This is a genomic window from Methylomonas rosea, from assembly GCF_024505055.1.
GTDB lineage: Bacteria > Pseudomonadota > Gammaproteobacteria > Methylococcales > Methylomonadaceae > Methylomonas > Methylomonas rosea.
Map to the genome: position 1 here is coordinate 43,879 of NZ_JANIBL010000027.1, position 16,045 is coordinate 59,923.

Sequence of the window (16,045 nt, forward strand, 5' to 3'; positions counted from 1 at the left end):
ATTGTTTGATTTAGCCGGCTAGACCATGTTGGATTTTGTACCCTGGGCCAAGTTGCTGTGGGTGGATTACGTCGTCATTTCCATTATCGCGATTTCGGCGATAATGGGCCTGATGCGCGGATTTATTAAAGAAGCGTTTGCGCTAGCGCTTTGGGTGGCGGCGGTTTGGGTCGCGACGCAGTACTGCCGCGATGTTTCGGTTTTGTTGCAATCGACCATCAGCTATCCTTCCGCTAGAATCGCTGCCGCGTTCGCCTTATTGTTTTTCGCCACCTTGATTTTGGGTAGCTTAATCAGCTTTTTGCTGAGCCAGCTGATAGAAAAGACCGGCTTGACCGGTAGTGATCGTTTGCTGGGTATGTTATTCGGTATTGCCCGCGGGGCGGTGCTGGTTTCTATTTTGGTGATGCTGGCCGGCTTAACGCCGTTACCGGAAGATCCCTGGTGGAAACAATCCCTTCTCATTCCTCCGTTCCAAGCCTTGGCAGTGTGGTTGAAAGCCCACATGCCGACCGGTTTGGCGGATTACATCCATTATCGATAACTCGGATCTGCTATGTGTGGTATTGCCGCTATTGTTTCCAATCAAAGTGTTAATCAGGATTTGTACGACGCCCTGACGGTACTTCAGCATCGCGGCCAGGACGCCGCCGGTATCGTTACGTGCGACGGTAGCCGTTTGCATTTGCGCAAGGATAACGGTTTGGCGCGGGATGTATTTTCCAGCAAGCAAATGATGAAGCTGAAAGGCAATATGGGCATTGCCCATGTGCGCTATCCGACCGCTGGTTGCACCAGTTCGGCTGAAGCGCAGCCTTTTTACGTCAACTCGCCGTTTGGCTTGACGCTGGCGCACAACGGTAATTTGACCAACACCGAAGAATTGAAATACCAGGTGTTCATGGACGATCAGCGCCACATTAATACCGATTCGGATTCGGAAGTATTGCTGAATGTATTCGCGCATGAATTGGCGCAATTCGGCAAACTCAAATTGACCGTGGATGATGTGTTTCAGGCGGTTAGATCCGTGCATAAACGTTGCCGTGGCGCCTACGCGGTCGTAGTGATGATCGCCGGTTTTGGCGTATTGGGCTTCCGCGATCCGCACGGTATTCGGCCCATCGTCTTCGGACAACGCAAAACCGAGGATGGCACCGACTACATGATCGCTTCGGAAAGCGTGGCGCTGGATGTGTTGGATTTTCAATTGATTCGCGACATCGAGCCGGGTGAAGCAGTATTTATCGAAGCGGACGGTCAGTTACACATCCAGCAATGTACGGAAGTAGTCGATCACTGTCCGTGTATTTTTGAATACGTCTACTTTGCTCGGCCGGATTCGATAATCGACAATATTTCGGTGTACAAAGCCAGAATGCGGATGGGTAGAAAGCTGGCCGAAAAAATTCAAAGGGAGTGGCCGGATCACGACATAGACGTGGTCATTCCGATTCCGGACACCAGTCGTACCGCGGCCTCGCAGATTGCCCACGACCTGGGTGTGAAGTTTCGCGAAGGCTTTATGAAAAACCGCTATATCGGCCGGACTTTCATCATGCCCGGCCAAAAAATGCGTAAAAAATCGGTCAAGCAAAAGCTGAATGCGATTTCATTGGAATTCGACGGCAAGAACGTATTACTCGTGGATGATTCCATTGTCCGCGGCACGACCTCCGAACAGATTATCCAGATGGCCCGCGATGCCGGCGCCAATAAAGTGTATTTTGCCTCTGCGGCGCCGCCGGTACGTTATCCCAATGTCTACGGTATCGATATGCCGGCAGCGCATGAATTAATCGCACATGATCGTTCCGAGGATGAGATTTGCCAAGCCCTGGGCGCCGACAAGCTGATTTATCAAGATTTGGACGATTTGATTGAAGCGGTCGGTAGAGGTAACCCGGATATTAAACATTTCGATACCTCATGTTTCAGTCATGATTACATCACAGGCGATATCGACGATGCTTATCTGGCGCGCATCGAAGCTTTGCGCAATGACAATGCGCAGGAATTGCGCAACAGCAGCAGCTTTATTATAGAGATGCAGGTTGCAAAGTAATAGGACACGAGATGAGTGAATTTGATTGGCAAGATTATGCCCCGGAAACCCTGGCCATCCGTACCGGGCATAAACGCACTCACGAAGACGAACATAGTATTCCGATTTTCGCCACCTCCAGCTATGTGTTCAAGTCGGCTGAGGAAGCGGCATTGCGCTTTACCGGTAAACAGCCTGGTAATATCTACTCGCGGTTTACCAATCCGACCGTCAGCGCGTTCCAGGAACGTTTAGCGTATTTGGAAAATGGCGAGCGTTGTCTGGCGTTTTCGTCGGGCATGGCGGCGATTATGGCCGTGGGCATGGCTTTGCTGAAAGCCGGTGACCATGTGGTTTGTTCGCGTAGTGTGTTCGGTAACACAGTGCTGACCTTCCAGAATTATTTCGGCAAGTTTGGCGTCGAGACCGATTTTGTCAGCTTGACCGAGCCGGCGGCCTGGGAAGCAGCGATTAAGCCCAATACTCGGTTTCTGTTTTTGGAAACCCCATCTAACCCCTTAATCGAAATTGCCGATATACACGCGTTGGCGGATATTGCCCATCGGCATGGGGTGTTGTTGGTGGTTGATAACGTGTTTTGCACACCTATCTTGCAGCAGCCATTGACCTTGGGCGCGGATTTGGTGGTGCATTCCACGACCAAATACATCGACGGCCAAGGGCGTTGCGTCGGCGGCGCGGTGGTGGCTAACGAAGAGTTGATCGAAAAATACGTATATCCCTATCTGCGCACCGGCGGCGCGACGATGAGCCCGTTCAATGCCTGGGTTTTTTTGGGCGGACTGGAAACGTTGGCGTTACGGATGAAAGCGCATTGTGACAATGCGTTCGAACTGGCCAAATGGCTGGAGCAACAACCGGCGGTTGCCAAAGTCCATTATCCGGGCCTGGAATCGCATGCCCAGCATGAGTTGGCTAAACGTCAACAAAGTCATTTCGGCGCGGTGGTCAGTTTCGAATTGCAAGGCGGCAAGGATCATGCCTGGCAGTTGATCGATTCCACGCGCATGTTGTCGATTACCGCGAATCTGGGCGATGTAAAAACCACCATCACTCATCCGGCGACTACTACGCATGGCCGCTTGACACCGGAAGCGCGGGCCGAAGCCGGCATCAAAGACAGCCTGGTCAGAATTTCGGTGGGATTGGAAAATATCGACGATATCAAGGCCGATTTGCTTAACGGATTGACGATTTGCTGATGGCGTGGTTAGGCAAAGCCTGCCGGGCGCGCAACGCAAATCAAAATTTAAGCTATCTTTGACCGACGTTATAGAGAGATTGCGATCATGTTTCAGGATAGAAAAGAGTACCGAAAAAACTTTAACGCGGAAGGCCAACTATTTGTGGGTGGCGAGACCTTACAACTGAATTGCTATGATGTGTCGCTGAAAGGCGCGATGGTTGAAGTCAGTCCTGGCGATTTGCTCACCACTATCCAGGATTTTGAAGCGTTGCTGAACGAAGATCGGCAGGCGGAAATATTCGTTGCGGAATTGATGTTGGCCGGTGAGGTCGATATTGTTTGGGTGAAACGCGAACGCAACCGCATCATGATGGGTTTGGAGTTTCGCGATGTCGTGCACAATGCCCACAAACTCTGGCGCAAGCGGCGCGGCTATCGCAAACTGGAAGGGTTTAAAGCCGAATTGTTTATCGATAAGGAGCGCTTCAGCGTGGAAGGTGTGAATCGTTCGGTAGAGGGCATGTGCCTGAAGCTAACGGGTAATCATCCCTGTATTAAGATCAACGCTCCGGTTAAGCTGCTGGCTGCCGGGCTCGGGTTGAGCGCTTTAGGCAAAGTGGTCTGGGTAGAGAGTAACGAACTGGTCACCCGCCTTGGTCTGCAATTGGTGATCGTCAAATAAGGCCAGGATGGGCTGCTTGCGCCGTTGATTCATGCATTCTGGGTATTTTTAGGCCAGTCAACCCTATACAAATAATACAAGCAGCCTTATCGCGATTGGGGGCATTCAGACGGAAATGATGTCCTGAAATGCAGTGTCTATCGACTTAAGCGTTTAGTAGCGGATCTAACTCGTGGTTCATATCCAGAGCATGTAAATCGTCAAAACCACCGATATGCCGCTCGCCGATATAGATTTGCGGTACTGTGCGCCGTTTGGTTTTTTCCATCATTTGCTGACGTAGTCCAGGCTCGGCATCCACATTGATTTCGGTATAGCCGACACCTTTTCGATCAAAAAGTTTTTTCGCCATGGTGCAGTATGGGCAGAGCTTTGCGGTGTAAATGATAATGTCCGGCATGAGAAAAATTAATAAATGCTAATGAATGGGGATATTCTAAGGCTAGAGTCGCTTTTGCTCAATAGCGATAGCTTTGGCGAGTTGCTCGATTAACAAGCAGGATGCGGGGATTAATGTTGTGCCAAATGCCACAATGCCATCTTCGTGGCCGAGCATGCTGAACAATCCGGTTTGTTGCAATCTACCCGAAGCAAATAGCTCCGCAACGGCGTTTGCCATTTCCGGTGTGCCGTAGGGCACATCTGCAGCAGTACAAGCCAGACCAAGCCTGTTGGTCTGCACCCACAACTCCGGACAGTGAACGTGTATCACCGCAGTAATCGATGGGTGTTGTCGATAAACGCTGGCGTGGGTGAGCGCTTCCGAGGACGGTTGCGATAAGCCGCGCGACTTGATGGCATTTCGTTCTAGTGATGCGCTTTCGATCAGCGCATAGTGTTGTTTGTTAAGCACAGGCAAATGTCCGGTTTGAGTGCCGGAGATCAAAAATTCTTGGCCGCCGGGAACCAGACGCCGACTGATGTTGCCGAAGCCCAGCCCAGCGTATTTTTCGGTTATTTGCCCAATCAGCCGCAAGCGATAAAACAAGCTACGCCAGGCATTGAGTTCGCTGATATCGATATCCGCCGCTAATTCGCCATGCTGATGATCAAGGCGATATTTAATAACACCTTCCAGTTCGCTCAACCCGTTTTCCATTCTTATAATGTGCTTTTTAGATTTATTTTGTTATCCAGCCAACGCATGAAACCAAATTTTTTAAGATCCGGCTTTGCCTTTTGTTTGCTGTTTTTGCTGATCAGTTTAAACCTTGCTCACGCCGCAAATCAAAAGCCGGCGATTAAAGCGCTATCGCTTACCGACATACAACAACGTATTCAGACCGTCAAAGACAAGCAAAATCTGCCTGAAGAGCAAAAAAACCGGATTCTGGCGGCTTATCATGAGAGCGAAGATAACCTCAATGAACTGGAGGCCCAGGATAGGCTGGCGGAATCGTTCAAGCAGGCATTAAACGGCTTACCGATAGAAGTTAAGCAATTGGCAAGACAAATAGCCGAGGCCGAAAGCAATTTGAAAAATCGCAAGTCCGAGAAACTGGCGATCTTTCCTACGGATGAGTTGGAGCAGCGTCTGCTGATCGAAAAAACCCGGCTTAGCGATTTGGATGCTGAGATTAGCCGTATTGAAGCCATGTTGGGCGAACTGAGCGGCCGCCCGCAACTGATCAGGGAAAAAGTCTCCGAAATCAAGAGCAAGCAGGCGTCCAGTCAACATGAACAACAAGCTTTGGCATCTGCGGCTGGCGATAATCTTTATCAAAAAGAAGCCAGACAGATACAACTGGATAGCCGGATTCGCCTGTTAAACAGCACGCTGAAAACGCTGGAGTTGGAAAATCTTAGTAATCCTCTGCAATTGCAGGCCAATAAAGACCGTGTACATCTGTTGACCTTGCAACGCGAACAGCAGAGTTTAGTGATTGCCGACCTCGACAATTTCCTGCTGGAGCGGCGTCAGCAGGAAACCGACAAAGAACAGGCCGCATTATTGCAGGCTGAAAAAGATGCGGAGGGCAAACATCCGTTGATTCGAGTCGCGACGAAAGAGAATATGCAGTTCAACCGCAGTTTGCAGGAAATCAATAAAAATATGGAGCTGTACTCGCTCCAGAAAAATGAAATCGACGTCCGCTACAAACAACTGGAAAAGGACTTTCAAAGCGCCGAGCAAAAAATCAGTCTGGCGGGTTTAAGTCCGGCCTTAGGTAATTTACTGCGCGAACAGCGCCGCAATTTGCCGCAACGCAAACAGTACAGCACCTTGGGCGATGAGATTCAAAATCAGATTGCGCTGGCGAGTTTGGAAATGTTCAAGCTGGATGAAACCAAAAAAGGCCTGGTCGATATTAATCAACTGTTGTTGACGCGTATCGCCCAGTTGCCGGAGAACACACCCGATTCGGAAAAGCTGAGGGTGCGCACCGAACTGCGAATGTTGCTGAACGATCAGAAAGATCTGGTAGCAAGACTGGCTAACGGTTACAACGAATACGGCCGCGTGCTGGGCGATGTCGATTTTAGTTTGCAGCAAATGCTGGGTATAGCCGACAAATTTAGCGCGTATTTGGATCAACGCTTGCTCTGGGTGCCCAGTGCCCCGGTTATCGATAAATATTTCCTGCAAGATATTTTCTCCTCCTTGTTGTGGTTCATGAGTCCTGGGAACTGGTTGGGGGTGATGAGCGGTTTTTGGGACGGCATCAGTCATTTTCCGTTGCTGGTACTCGGCGGTTTAAGTGTCGTGGTATTCCACTGGCGCTTTCGCGCCGGCGTCAAACAGCGCTTGACGGAGCTGCTGGGGAAAAAAGCCGTCAATCAAGAGTTTGCGGAAATTTTATCCAGCCTGCTGTATCTGTTACTACTCTCCTTGTCGGGCCCATTGCTTATGGCCTGGATGGCTGGTGTGTTGATATTGAACGTTCGGGCCGATCTGTTTAGTCACGCTTTTGCCGAAGGCCTGACTGCCACCGCAGTGTCATTATGCATAGTGCAATTTGTGTTTCGGTTGTTCAAACCGGGTGGCGTTGCTGACACCTTGTTGCAATGGCCGCAACACGCGGTCCGTTTACTATACGGCCAAATGAAATGGGCGCGCTTCGTACTGGTACCTTGCGTGTTTATCACCGCAATGACCGGCAGCGATTTGTTCTCGGAACACAGTCACGCGCTGGGTAGAACGGCAATGATCGTGATGATGTTGATGATGAGCTATGTGTTACATCGCCTCACGCAACCCATGACCGGCTTAGGGAAAAATTTCTACCAACAATCCGATGGTTGGCTCAGCAGTTTGCGTTATCTCTGGTACGGTATCGCCGTATTGACGCCGCTGGTCATTATCGGTTTTGCGGTGGCGGGCTATTACCAAAGCGCATTGGAATTGCAGGAAAAGCTTCTGTTGACCCTACGGTTGATTTTTATCACCGTATTGTTCCAGGGCTTGGTATTGCGTTGGTTGCGCAACACCGAACGGCAATTGGCCTTAAAAAACGCGCGGCAGAAACGTAAACAGGTCGAGCAAGCCGCCGTGAGTAGCGCCAACTTGGAAGGAGGCTATCCGGTTGAGGAGCAATTGCTGGATATTTCCAAAATCAATCAGCAAAGCCATAAATTGTTGACCACGGTGGTGATGGTGATCATGTTGATGGGTTTCTGGATGATCTGGAGCGATATTTTGCCGGCTTTGACGGTGTTCGATCAGGTAGTGCTGTGGCAGCATAGCGAGATGGTGGAGGGCAAGGAAACCCTGGAGCCCATCACCTTGATCAACCTGCTGATATGCCTGGTCTATAGCGCCTTGGCCTTTGTCTTTGCCAGTAACTTTCCGGCTTTGGTGGATTTGGTAACCGCCGGCAAGTTTGCTATGACCGCCGGCAGTCGTTATGCGTTGATCCAGTTAGTGCGTTATTCCTTGATAGCTATCGCTTTTCTGGCGGTTGCCAAAGAGCTGGGCGGCAGTTGGTCGCAAGTGCAATGGCTGGTGGCCGCGCTGTCGGTGGGTTTAGGCTTTGGTTTGCAGGAGATTTTCGCGAATATGGTGTCGGGCATTATCTTGTTGTTCGAGCGGCCGATTCGAGTGGGCGATACGGTCACCGTCGGCGATGTTACCGGCCGGGTCAGCCGCATTCAAATGCGGGCGACGCATATCGTCGATTGGGATAGAAAAGAGTTGGTAGTGCCGAATAAAACCTTTATTACCGACCGCTTGATCAACTGGACCTTGTCGGATACTGTCACCAGGGTGGTCGTGCCGGTCAGCGTGGCCTACGGTACCAGTGTGGCAATGGTGGAGGAAATTCTGGCCGATGCGGTAAAAAGCGTAGAACAAGTGCTTAGTGACCCTGAGCCGCTGGTGATCTTTGTTGGCTTTGGCGATAGTGCCCTACAGTTCAAAATAAACGTATTCGTCCGTGAGCTTAGCGACAGGACGGTAGTTACCCATCGCCTGCACACAAAAATATACGAAGCCTTGCTGGCCCACCATATCGAGATACCTTATCCGCAACGCGACGTGCACATCCGTTCGGTAGCGAAGGGGATAATGAACGAATGACGCACGGTTTATTAGCCGATTTCAATATAAAGCCATTCTGTAATAAAATGGCGGCCCTTTGAACATCGACTTGGCTCTTTAACTATGCGTTGTCCGTTTTGCTCAGCACAAGATACCCGGGTAATCGATACCCGCTTGGCCGACGACGGCGATCAAGTCAAACGCCGCCGCGAATGCGTAGCCTGTAAAGAGCGGTTTACCACCTTCGAAGTGGTTGAATTGACCTTGCCGCGCATTATCAAGCGTAACGGTGCCCGGCAAAGTTTCGATGAAGCCAAGTTGCGGGCTGGGATGCAGCGGGCCCTGGAGAAACGTCCCGTGCAGGTCGACGCCGTCGAAGCGGCGCTTAGCCGCATCAAAAAAGCCCTGACGGCAAAGGGCGAGCGCGAAATTCCGGCTCGCGAACTAGGCGAACTGGTGATGCAAGAATTGCAAACACTCGATCATGTCGCTTTCGTGCGCTTCGCCTCGGTGTATCGCAGCTTCCAGGATGTCTCCGAATTCACTGCGATGATCGAAAATCTGCAGAAGCATGACGCCTAGTCAAGATGCGGCCTATATGGCGCGCGCCGTCAAATTGGCGGAAAACGGCAGATACACGACCGACCCCAACCCGCATGTAGGCTGTGTGTTGGTCAAGGACGACAAGGTTATTGCCGAGGGTTGGACGCAACGCGCCGGGTTTGCCCATGCCGAAGTCGATGCGCTGGCTAAGACCGATAACGCGCGAGGCGCGACAGCTTATGTGACGCTGGAGCCTTGCAGTCATCATGGTAAAACCGGCCCTTGCAGCGACGCATTAATCGCTGCCGGTATCAGCCGAGTCGTGGTGGCGATGCAGGATCCCAATCCCCTGGTGGCCGGGCGCGGTTTGCAAAAACTCCGCGCAGCCGGCGTTGAGGTGCAAGTCGGCGTATTACAGCAAGAAGCCGAAAAACTGAATCAAGGCTTTTTCAAACGCATGAGGCAAGGTTTGCCCTGGATCCGCAGCAAGCTGGCTATGAGTTTGGATGGCCGCACCGCGCTGGCCTCCGGCGAGAGTCAATGGATTACTTCCGCCAGCGCCAGGCAAGACGTGCAGCTCTGGCGGGCGGCCAGCAGCGCGATTGTCACCGGCATCGACACGGTGTTATACGACGATCCGCAATTGAATGCGCGCGTCGATTTCGATGCGGTGCAGCCCGTTAAAGTCGTGCTGGATTCGCAATTACGCATGCCCTTATCCGCAAGACTGTTGGAAAATGCGGTAGACGTCTGGATTATTACCTGTAGCGACGACGCGCTAAAACAGCAGAAATTACGCGACGTAGGCTGTAAAGTGTTTCAGGTCGGCGCGCAGAACGGGCGCGCTGACTTAGCGCAGGTTTTTAAGTTGCTGGCCGAGTTACAAATCAACACAGTATTGATCGAGGCCGGAGCCACGCTGAACGGCGCGCTGCTGGATAGCGGGCTGATCGATGAATGGTTGATTTACATGGCACCGTGCGTGTTGGGCGATCAGGCGCGCGGCCTGTTTAGTCTGTCGGGTATGCTGACTATGCAGGATAAAAAAAATCTGCGTTTGATAGATGCCCGGCAAATTGGACCGGATTTGAGATTACGCTATCAAGCAAAAACCGATTGAAACGATGAAAAGCATTATTGTAATTACAGTGGTAATGGGCTTGTTGCCCGCTTGGGCGACGGCGGATGAGGACGACACCCCGGAAACCAGTACCTTGCAGATTCAAGGCGGTAAATTGATCGGCGAAAAGCATGAAATCGAAATCTACGATTATCATAGCGGTACCTACCAAACGGTGGATGTTTATCGTAAGCCGGTCAAGCCGGTAAAGAAAGACCCGGACACCCCAACTCCAAAGCAATCCTCCGAGCCAGCCCCGCGCTAATGGTTACGGATATTTTTCCCTTTAAGGAGCGATAACCATGTTTACCGGGATTATTTTAGCTATCGGCAAAATCAAGGCCATCCAGCCTAAAGGTGGCGATTGCCGGTTAATCATCGATACCGGCAAGCTGTCGTTGCGCGAATGCGCATTGGGTGACAGCATCGCGGTGAACGGCGTTTGCCTGACCGCCGTGGAACTGGGCGAACATTATTTTTGCGCCGACGTCTCAAACGAGACTTTATCGCGTACTACCTTAAAGACGGCAACTACCGGTACGCCCGTTAATCTGGAGCTGGCGATGACGCCGTCCAGTCGGCTGGGCGGACATATCGTCAGCGGTCATGTCGACGGGATCGGCAAAGTGGTCGAAAAACAGGCGGACGGCCGCTCGATCCGTTTCAAATTCAAGGCGCCGGACGTGCTGGCTAAATATATCGCCGAAAAAGGCTCGATTTGCATCAACGGTATCAGCCTAACCGTCAACTCAGTCGATGGCGCTTATTTTTCCGTGAATATCGTACCGCATACCTTACAAGAGACCACCCTGGGTAGCACCGAGACGAGCAGCGAGGTGAATCTGGAAGTCGATTTGCTGGCCCGCTACTTGGAACGCCTGATGAAAGGCGAAACCGCGGCTTACAGTCAAGGCGGCGTTACCGAGGCCTTATTACAAAACGCAGGCTTTATAAATGAATAGCATAGAAGAAATCATAGCCGACCTTCGCCAAGGCAAGATGGTCATCATCATGGACGATGAAGACCGCGAAAACGAAGGCGATTTGTTGATGGCGGCGGCGTTTGCTCGGCCTGAAGACATTAATTTCATGGCCAAATACGGCCGTGGCCTGATTTGTCTGACCTTGACCCGCGAGCGTTGCCAGCAGTTGCGTTTGCCCTTGATGGTGACTGACAACAACACACCGTACACCACCAATTTCACCGTATCGATTGAAGCAGCTACCGGTGTGACCACCGGTATTTCCGCTGCCGACCGGGCCTTGACCGTGCAGGCGGCGGTGGCAAAAAATGCGCAACCGAGCGACTTGGTGCAACCGGGACATATTTTTCCATTGATGGCGCAAGCCGGCGGCGTGTTAAATCGGGCTGGTCACACTGAAGCCGGTTGCGATCTGGCTAGGCTGGCAGGCGTTGAGCCGGCGGCGGTGATTGTGGAAATCCTGAACGACGACGGTTCGATGGCGCGCCGGCCCGATCTGGAAGTGTTTGCCGAACAGCACAATCTAAAAATCGGCACCATCGCCGATTTGATTCATTACCGCATCAAACACGAAAATACGCTGGAGCGGATCAGCGAATGCGTCTATCCGACCGAATTCGGTGATTTCAGACTTTACGCCTACCAAGATTGCAACGACGATAACGTGCATTTGGCCTTGGTGATGGGCAACGTGGCCGGCGATGAACCGGTGCTGGTGAGAGTCCACGCCCGCAACTTGATCGACGATTTATTGTTTTCCAAGCGCAGCGATTGCAGCCTGCCGGTGCGGGAAGCCTTGAAAAATATCGCCGAAGCCGGTCGCGGCGTTTTGGTGATAATCCGCCAAAAAGAAAACAATAAGGATTTGGTGGAACTGATTCATGCCTACCAAATGCTGGACCACGGTGTTAAGCACGGCCAGGATTTGAGCGCCGATTCGGATTGGCGTACTACCGGTGCCGGCTCCCGCATTTTGTCGGATTTGGGAGTGCGGCGCCTGAAGGTGATGGGGGCTCAGAAAAAATATATAGGCTTGTCCGGCTTCGATTTGGAAGTAGTCGAACATATCGATTCAACGCACTAAAAGTAGGGTCGAATGCATTCGACCCATTTTGCACGATTTCAATCATTCAACAACAGGTAAACACATGGCAGCAGTCACTACTCTGGAAGGCATATTTTCCGCGCAAGGCGGCAAGTTTTGCATCGTTTCTTCACGGTTCAACAGCTTTATTGTCGAACAACTGGAAGGCGGTGCGATCGATGCACTGGTGCGTCATGGCGCGGATAAAAACGACATTACTTTGGTAAAAGCGCCCGGCGCCTTCGAATTGCCGATGGTGGTGCAACGGATCGCGGCCAGCAAAAAATACGACGCGATTATTGCTTTGGGTGCGGTGATTCGCGGTGGCACACCCCATTTTGAATATGTGGCTGGCGAATGCGTAAAAGGTATTGCCCAAGTTGCATTGCAATATGACGTGCCGGTGGCTTTTGGTGTGCTGACGGTGGACAGCATCGAACAGGCTATCGAACGTGCCGGCACCAAAGCCGGTAACAAAGGCGCGGAAGCAGCTCTGTCGGCGATCGAAATGGTCAGTCTCTTTAATAACCTGGGTCTTTAATGAGTCAAGCAAAAACCAACGCCAGGAAGTGCGCGGTACAGGCGCTGTATCAATGGCAAATGTCCGGCGAGAGCCTGATCCGTATCGAAACCTATTTTCTGGAAGAAGAGCATCTGAAAGGCGCACAAAAAACCTATTTCAGCGAGCTGTTTCATGGCGTACCGAAACAATTGGATGTGATCGACGCGGCATTGGCCGAGTTCGTCGATAGGCCGGTGGAAAAAATCGACCCGGTGGAACGCGCCATCCTGCGCATTGGTGCATATGAGCTGATCAACCGCTTGGAAACGCCCTATAAGGTCATCATCAACGAAGGCGTCAATCTGGCCAAGGATTTCGGCGCGGACGGCAGCCATAAATACGTGAATGGTATTCTCGATAAAGTCGCGCAAAAACAGCGCGCCGTCGAGATTGCCGCCAAGCAGGCGAAAATCCAAAACTGATGGCGGTCGCCGAATTCGATCTGATCCGCCGCTATTTTGCGGTGCATGCCCCTCGGCATCCGTTTAATCAATTGGGCATAGGCGACGACTGCGCGCTACTGAACATCCCGGCCGGCTACCAATTGGCGGTCACCGCCGATACCATGGTCGAGAATGTGCATTTCTTTGCTGACGCGGACCCCGAGTTGCTTGGGCATAAGTTGTTGGCGGTTAATCTAAGTGACTTGGCGGCAATGGGTGCCGAGCCGTTCGCGGTGACCTTGGCTTTGACCTTGCCTAAAGTCGACGAAACTTGGTTACAAGCTTTTTCTCGAGGTTTTATCAATCTGGCTCGTCAGCATAATGTTGATCTGATTGGTGGCGATACTACTGCCGGACCGTTGACTTTGACGGTGCAAGCAATGGGCGCGGTGCCGCAGGGTAGGGCGCTATTGCGTTCCGGGGCTCAGGTAGGTGATCGGATTTATGTCACCGGTCAACTGGGCAATGCCGGTTTGGGTTTGAAAATTAAACAAGGTTATGCCTGCGCCGATCCGGAGTTGGCTTTGCGTTGTTTTAATCAACCACAGCCAAGGGTGCCGGAAGGCTTGGTGCTGCGCGGTATCGCCAATGCCTGTATCGATATTTCTGACGGACTATCGGCCGATTTGGGGCACATTTTGGAACAAAGCGGCGTTGGTGCGTGTTTGCAATGGGACAGCTTGCCGCTATCCGCTTCAGTGAAAGAGTTCATCGATCACAGCGGTGATTGGCGCATGCCGTTGACTGCCGGCGACGATTACGAATTGTGTTTTACTGCGCCGGTGGATTGTTCTCAGCCAATACCGGTAGCTACTTGCGTGGGGATTATCGAAGCAGAGCCTGGTTTGCGAATCAGTAGGGCGGGGCGCGTGGACACATTCGAGGGGAAAGGTTTTGAGCATTTTTCTTAGAGAGTATTACGGCAACAATCGTTTAACTGCGCTGCAAATCATCAAAGACCCCACACTGTTTCTGGCGTTTGGGTTTGGTTCCGGGCTATCCAAGGCAATGCCCGGCACGATGGGGACTATTGTGGCGATTCCGCTGTATCTGGCCTTACTGCAAACCAGCGATTGGGTTTACGCGATAAGCACGTTGGTGATTATCGTTGCAGGTATATTTATCTGCGACTTGGCCGCGAAGAAATTGGACGTGCATGACTTCGGCGGCATTGTCTGGGACGAGATCGCCGGATTTTTGATTACGATGGTGGGGATAGCGTATTCCTGGCAGAGTTTGTTGGCCGGTTTTGTGTTGTTTCGTTTGTTCGACATCGTCAAACCCTGGCCGATAAAATGGTTGGATAAGCATGTGCACGGAGGTTTCGGCATCATGCTGGACGACGTGGTGGCTGGGATTTTTGCAGCCTTGATTATGCGTTTCTGGTTTGATTTTCCGGTATGAACTGAGTTAGCGATAGTTTTCGTTCCTCTAGCGAGTGGTTTTTAGGGATCGTTCTCAGTTGACCCATGATAATTCATGCGACTAAAATCCATGCCGGTTTGGGCGACTGGCTGCGCGCATCGAATGCCGCAAATATTAAGCTTCAAACCTAATAACTATACAAACAATTAGGAGGGCTTTTTATGAATACAAGATGGTTATTCGCTGCTTCACTTTTGATGCTGGCTAACACTGGCGCGGCAATCGCCGATAGAGATAATGATAGAGGTTTGGGACAGGCGTGTCGTGGATTACCCAATCACGCCACATTAAAAGCCGCGCTTGACGATGCGGTTAGTGTGGAGGACAGCGGGCTTAACTTGCATATGTGGGCAACTGTAGTAAACCGAGACGGCGTGGTTTGTGCCGTAGTGTTTTCCGGCACCAATCGGGGTGCACAGTGGCCGGCCAGCAGAGTTATCTCAGCGCAAAAAGCTAACACCGCCAATTCGCTAAGTCTTGATTCTTCGTCGGATTCCGCTGGTTCTGGCAAATCCAATGGCTTGGCTTTATCGACAGCCAATTTATATTCAGCGGTACAGCCTGGTGGTAGTTTGTTCGGACTTCAAGAGAGTAATCCAGTTGAAACGGGCGTTGCTTATGGCGGAAACTCAAGCTTAAACGGTACTCCGAAAGATCCAATGGTAGGGGCAAAAATTGGTGGTATCAATGTATTCGGTGGCGGCCTAGGCTTGTATTCAGTCGGTAAAACGCTAGTCGGTGGCGTCGGTTTAAGCGGCGATACATCGTGTGCCGATCATAATATCGCTTGGAGAGTCAGGCATAACCTGGGGCTTGACCATATTGTCGGCGTCGGTGGCGTGAGTGGCGACCTGCAACGTCCTGACAATATCGTTTACGACATTACCCCCAATCCGAATGGAGGTGCCGGAATCAGTGCAGGTGGCTTCGGTCATCCAACCTGTTTAAATACCGATCTGAGCACAGCGGATTTACCTGCCGGTCAACCCTGATTCCCGGCTTAAAAAGCACTATCATCCGCCGTAACGAACTTATCTGTTGGCATTATTTAACAAATAGCATGTTTATTGCTTGCTAAATAATTTTTGGTCTGTATAATAAGTCAAATCAATCGCGGGGTGGAGCAGCTTGGTAGCTCGTCGGGCTCATAACCCGAAGGTCGTAGGTTCAAATCCTGCCCCCGCTACCAGATACATTTCTAGCAATAGAGAGACTAACCCTAAGTTCTTTAATAACAAGGACTTGGGGTTTTTTATGTGCAAAGCCTTTAGTTATTAAGCTGTTGTCGCTACGTCTTCTTACAGTAGCTTCTACAGTAACAAGGCTTTTTTACAGTAACGTCAATAGGAGTTACTGTAATGGCTAAGGAACTTCTTTCAGATCAAACAATTCGAGCCACAAAGCCAAAAGCAAAAGATGTTCGTCTTTTTGATGGTAATGGCTTGTATCTTCTTATCAAACCAAATGATTCTAGT

General features: G+C 51.2%; 17 protein-coding genes and 1 tRNA gene. 16 read left to right on the top strand and 2 right to left on the bottom strand.

Annotated elements, in window-relative coordinates; all coding sequences use genetic code 11:
- Window positions 1-25: 25 nt before the first annotated feature.
- The 4 genes from NP589_RS10195 to NP589_RS10210 all read left to right on the top strand — a co-directional run bounded on the left by NP589_RS10195 (window position 26) and on the right by NP589_RS10210 (window position 3,933).
- A complete protein-coding gene (locus NP589_RS10195) occupies window positions 26-544 on the top strand; it encodes a CvpA family protein (protein WP_256606882.1) in 519 nt (172 codons plus the stop codon).
- A gap of 12 nt (window positions 545-556) precedes the next feature.
- Window positions 557-2,065 carry an amidophosphoribosyltransferase gene (gene purF / locus NP589_RS10200; protein ID WP_256606883.1) on the top strand — a complete coding sequence of 503 codons (1,509 nt, stop codon included), beginning with the start codon at window positions 557-559 and terminating at the stop codon, window positions 2,063-2,065.
- Between the two features lie 11 nt (window positions 2,066-2,076).
- On the top strand, window positions 2,077-3,267 hold the full coding sequence (locus tag NP589_RS10205) for an O-succinylhomoserine sulfhydrylase (RefSeq protein WP_256606884.1): 1,191 nt from the start codon (window positions 2,077-2,079) through the stop codon (window positions 3,265-3,267).
- Between the two features lie 87 nt (window positions 3,268-3,354).
- Window positions 3,355-3,933 carry a PilZ domain-containing protein gene (locus tag NP589_RS10210; protein WP_256606885.1) on the top strand — a complete coding sequence of 193 codons (579 nt, stop codon included), beginning with the start codon at window positions 3,355-3,357 and terminating at the stop codon, window positions 3,931-3,933.
- Window positions 3,934-4,078: 145 nt separating this feature from the next.
- On the opposite strand, the gene grxC is transcribed toward NP589_RS10210, so the two are convergent.
- Complete coding sequence (gene grxC, locus NP589_RS10215; protein WP_064010832.1) at window positions 4,079-4,333, bottom strand: glutaredoxin 3; 255 nt, start codon at window positions 4,331-4,333, stop codon at window positions 4,079-4,081.
- Between the two features lie 42 nt (window positions 4,334-4,375).
- Window positions 4,376-5,032: a class II aldolase/adducin family protein gene (locus tag NP589_RS10220; protein ID WP_256606886.1), complete on the bottom strand. Its 657-nt coding sequence runs from the start codon at window positions 5,030-5,032 to the stop codon at window positions 4,376-4,378.
- Between the two features lie 45 nt (window positions 5,033-5,077).
- Here NP589_RS10220 and NP589_RS10225 point away from each other — a divergent pair, with 45 nt between their 5' ends.
- From NP589_RS10225 to NP589_RS10280, 12 genes are all read left to right on the top strand, one after another.
- Window positions 5,078-8,449 (top strand): mechanosensitive ion channel domain-containing protein, encoded by a 3,372-nt coding sequence (locus NP589_RS10225; protein WP_256606887.1) that lies wholly within the window; start codon window positions 5,078-5,080, stop codon window positions 8,447-8,449.
- An 84-nt stretch (window positions 8,450-8,533) separates the two neighbouring features.
- Window positions 8,534-8,992: a transcriptional regulator NrdR gene (gene nrdR / locus NP589_RS10230; RefSeq protein WP_064037024.1), complete on the top strand. Its 459-nt coding sequence runs from the start codon at window positions 8,534-8,536 to the stop codon at window positions 8,990-8,992.
- Window positions 8,982-10,073, top strand: a complete 1,092-nt coding sequence (gene ribD / locus NP589_RS10235; protein WP_256606888.1) for a bifunctional diaminohydroxyphosphoribosylaminopyrimidine deaminase/5-amino-6-(5-phosphoribosylamino)uracil reductase RibD — start codon at window positions 8,982-8,984, stop codon at window positions 10,071-10,073. Before nrdR ends, ribD begins: the two co-directional genes overlap by 11 nt.
- 4 nt (window positions 10,074-10,077) lie before the next feature.
- Window positions 10,078-10,338, top strand: coding sequence for a hypothetical protein (locus NP589_RS10240; protein ID WP_256606889.1), 261 nt, complete (start codon window positions 10,078-10,080; stop codon window positions 10,336-10,338).
- 37 nt (window positions 10,339-10,375) lie between these two features.
- Entirely contained in the window at window positions 10,376-11,035 is a 660-nt protein-coding gene (locus NP589_RS10245) for a riboflavin synthase (RefSeq protein WP_256606890.1), read from the top strand.
- Complete coding sequence (gene ribBA / locus NP589_RS10250) at window positions 11,028-12,140, top strand: bifunctional 3,4-dihydroxy-2-butanone-4-phosphate synthase/GTP cyclohydrolase II (protein WP_256606891.1); 1,113 nt, start codon at window positions 11,028-11,030, stop codon at window positions 12,138-12,140. The genes NP589_RS10245 and ribBA overlap by 8 nt, the downstream gene beginning before the upstream one ends.
- Window positions 12,141-12,204: 64 nt before the next feature.
- Window positions 12,205-12,681, top strand: a complete 477-nt coding sequence (gene ribH / locus NP589_RS10255) for a 6,7-dimethyl-8-ribityllumazine synthase (protein WP_256606892.1) — start codon at window positions 12,205-12,207, stop codon at window positions 12,679-12,681.
- On the top strand, window positions 12,681-13,124 hold the full coding sequence (nusB, locus tag NP589_RS10260; protein ID WP_020481571.1) for a transcription antitermination factor NusB: 444 nt from the start codon (window positions 12,681-12,683) through the stop codon (window positions 13,122-13,124). The genes ribH and nusB overlap by 1 nt, the downstream gene beginning before the upstream one ends.
- The gene (thiL, locus tag NP589_RS10265; protein ID WP_256606893.1) at window positions 13,124-14,056 is read left to right on the top strand and encodes a thiamine-phosphate kinase; all 933 of its coding nucleotides are present in this window, start codon (window positions 13,124-13,126) and stop codon (window positions 14,054-14,056) included. The genes nusB and thiL overlap by 1 nt, the downstream gene beginning before the upstream one ends.
- Complete coding sequence (locus NP589_RS10270) at window positions 14,040-14,549, top strand: phosphatidylglycerophosphatase A family protein (RefSeq protein ID WP_256606894.1); 510 nt, start codon at window positions 14,040-14,042, stop codon at window positions 14,547-14,549. The genes thiL and NP589_RS10270 overlap by 17 nt, the downstream gene beginning before the upstream one ends.
- A 182-nt stretch (window positions 14,550-14,731) precedes the next feature.
- Entirely contained in the window at window positions 14,732-15,562 is an 831-nt protein-coding gene (locus tag NP589_RS10275; RefSeq protein WP_256606895.1) for a heme-binding protein, read from the top strand.
- Between the two features lie 120 nt (window positions 15,563-15,682).
- Window positions 15,683-15,759 (top strand) — tRNA-Met (locus NP589_RS10280).
- The last annotated feature ends 286 nt before the right edge of the window (window positions 15,760-16,045 follow it).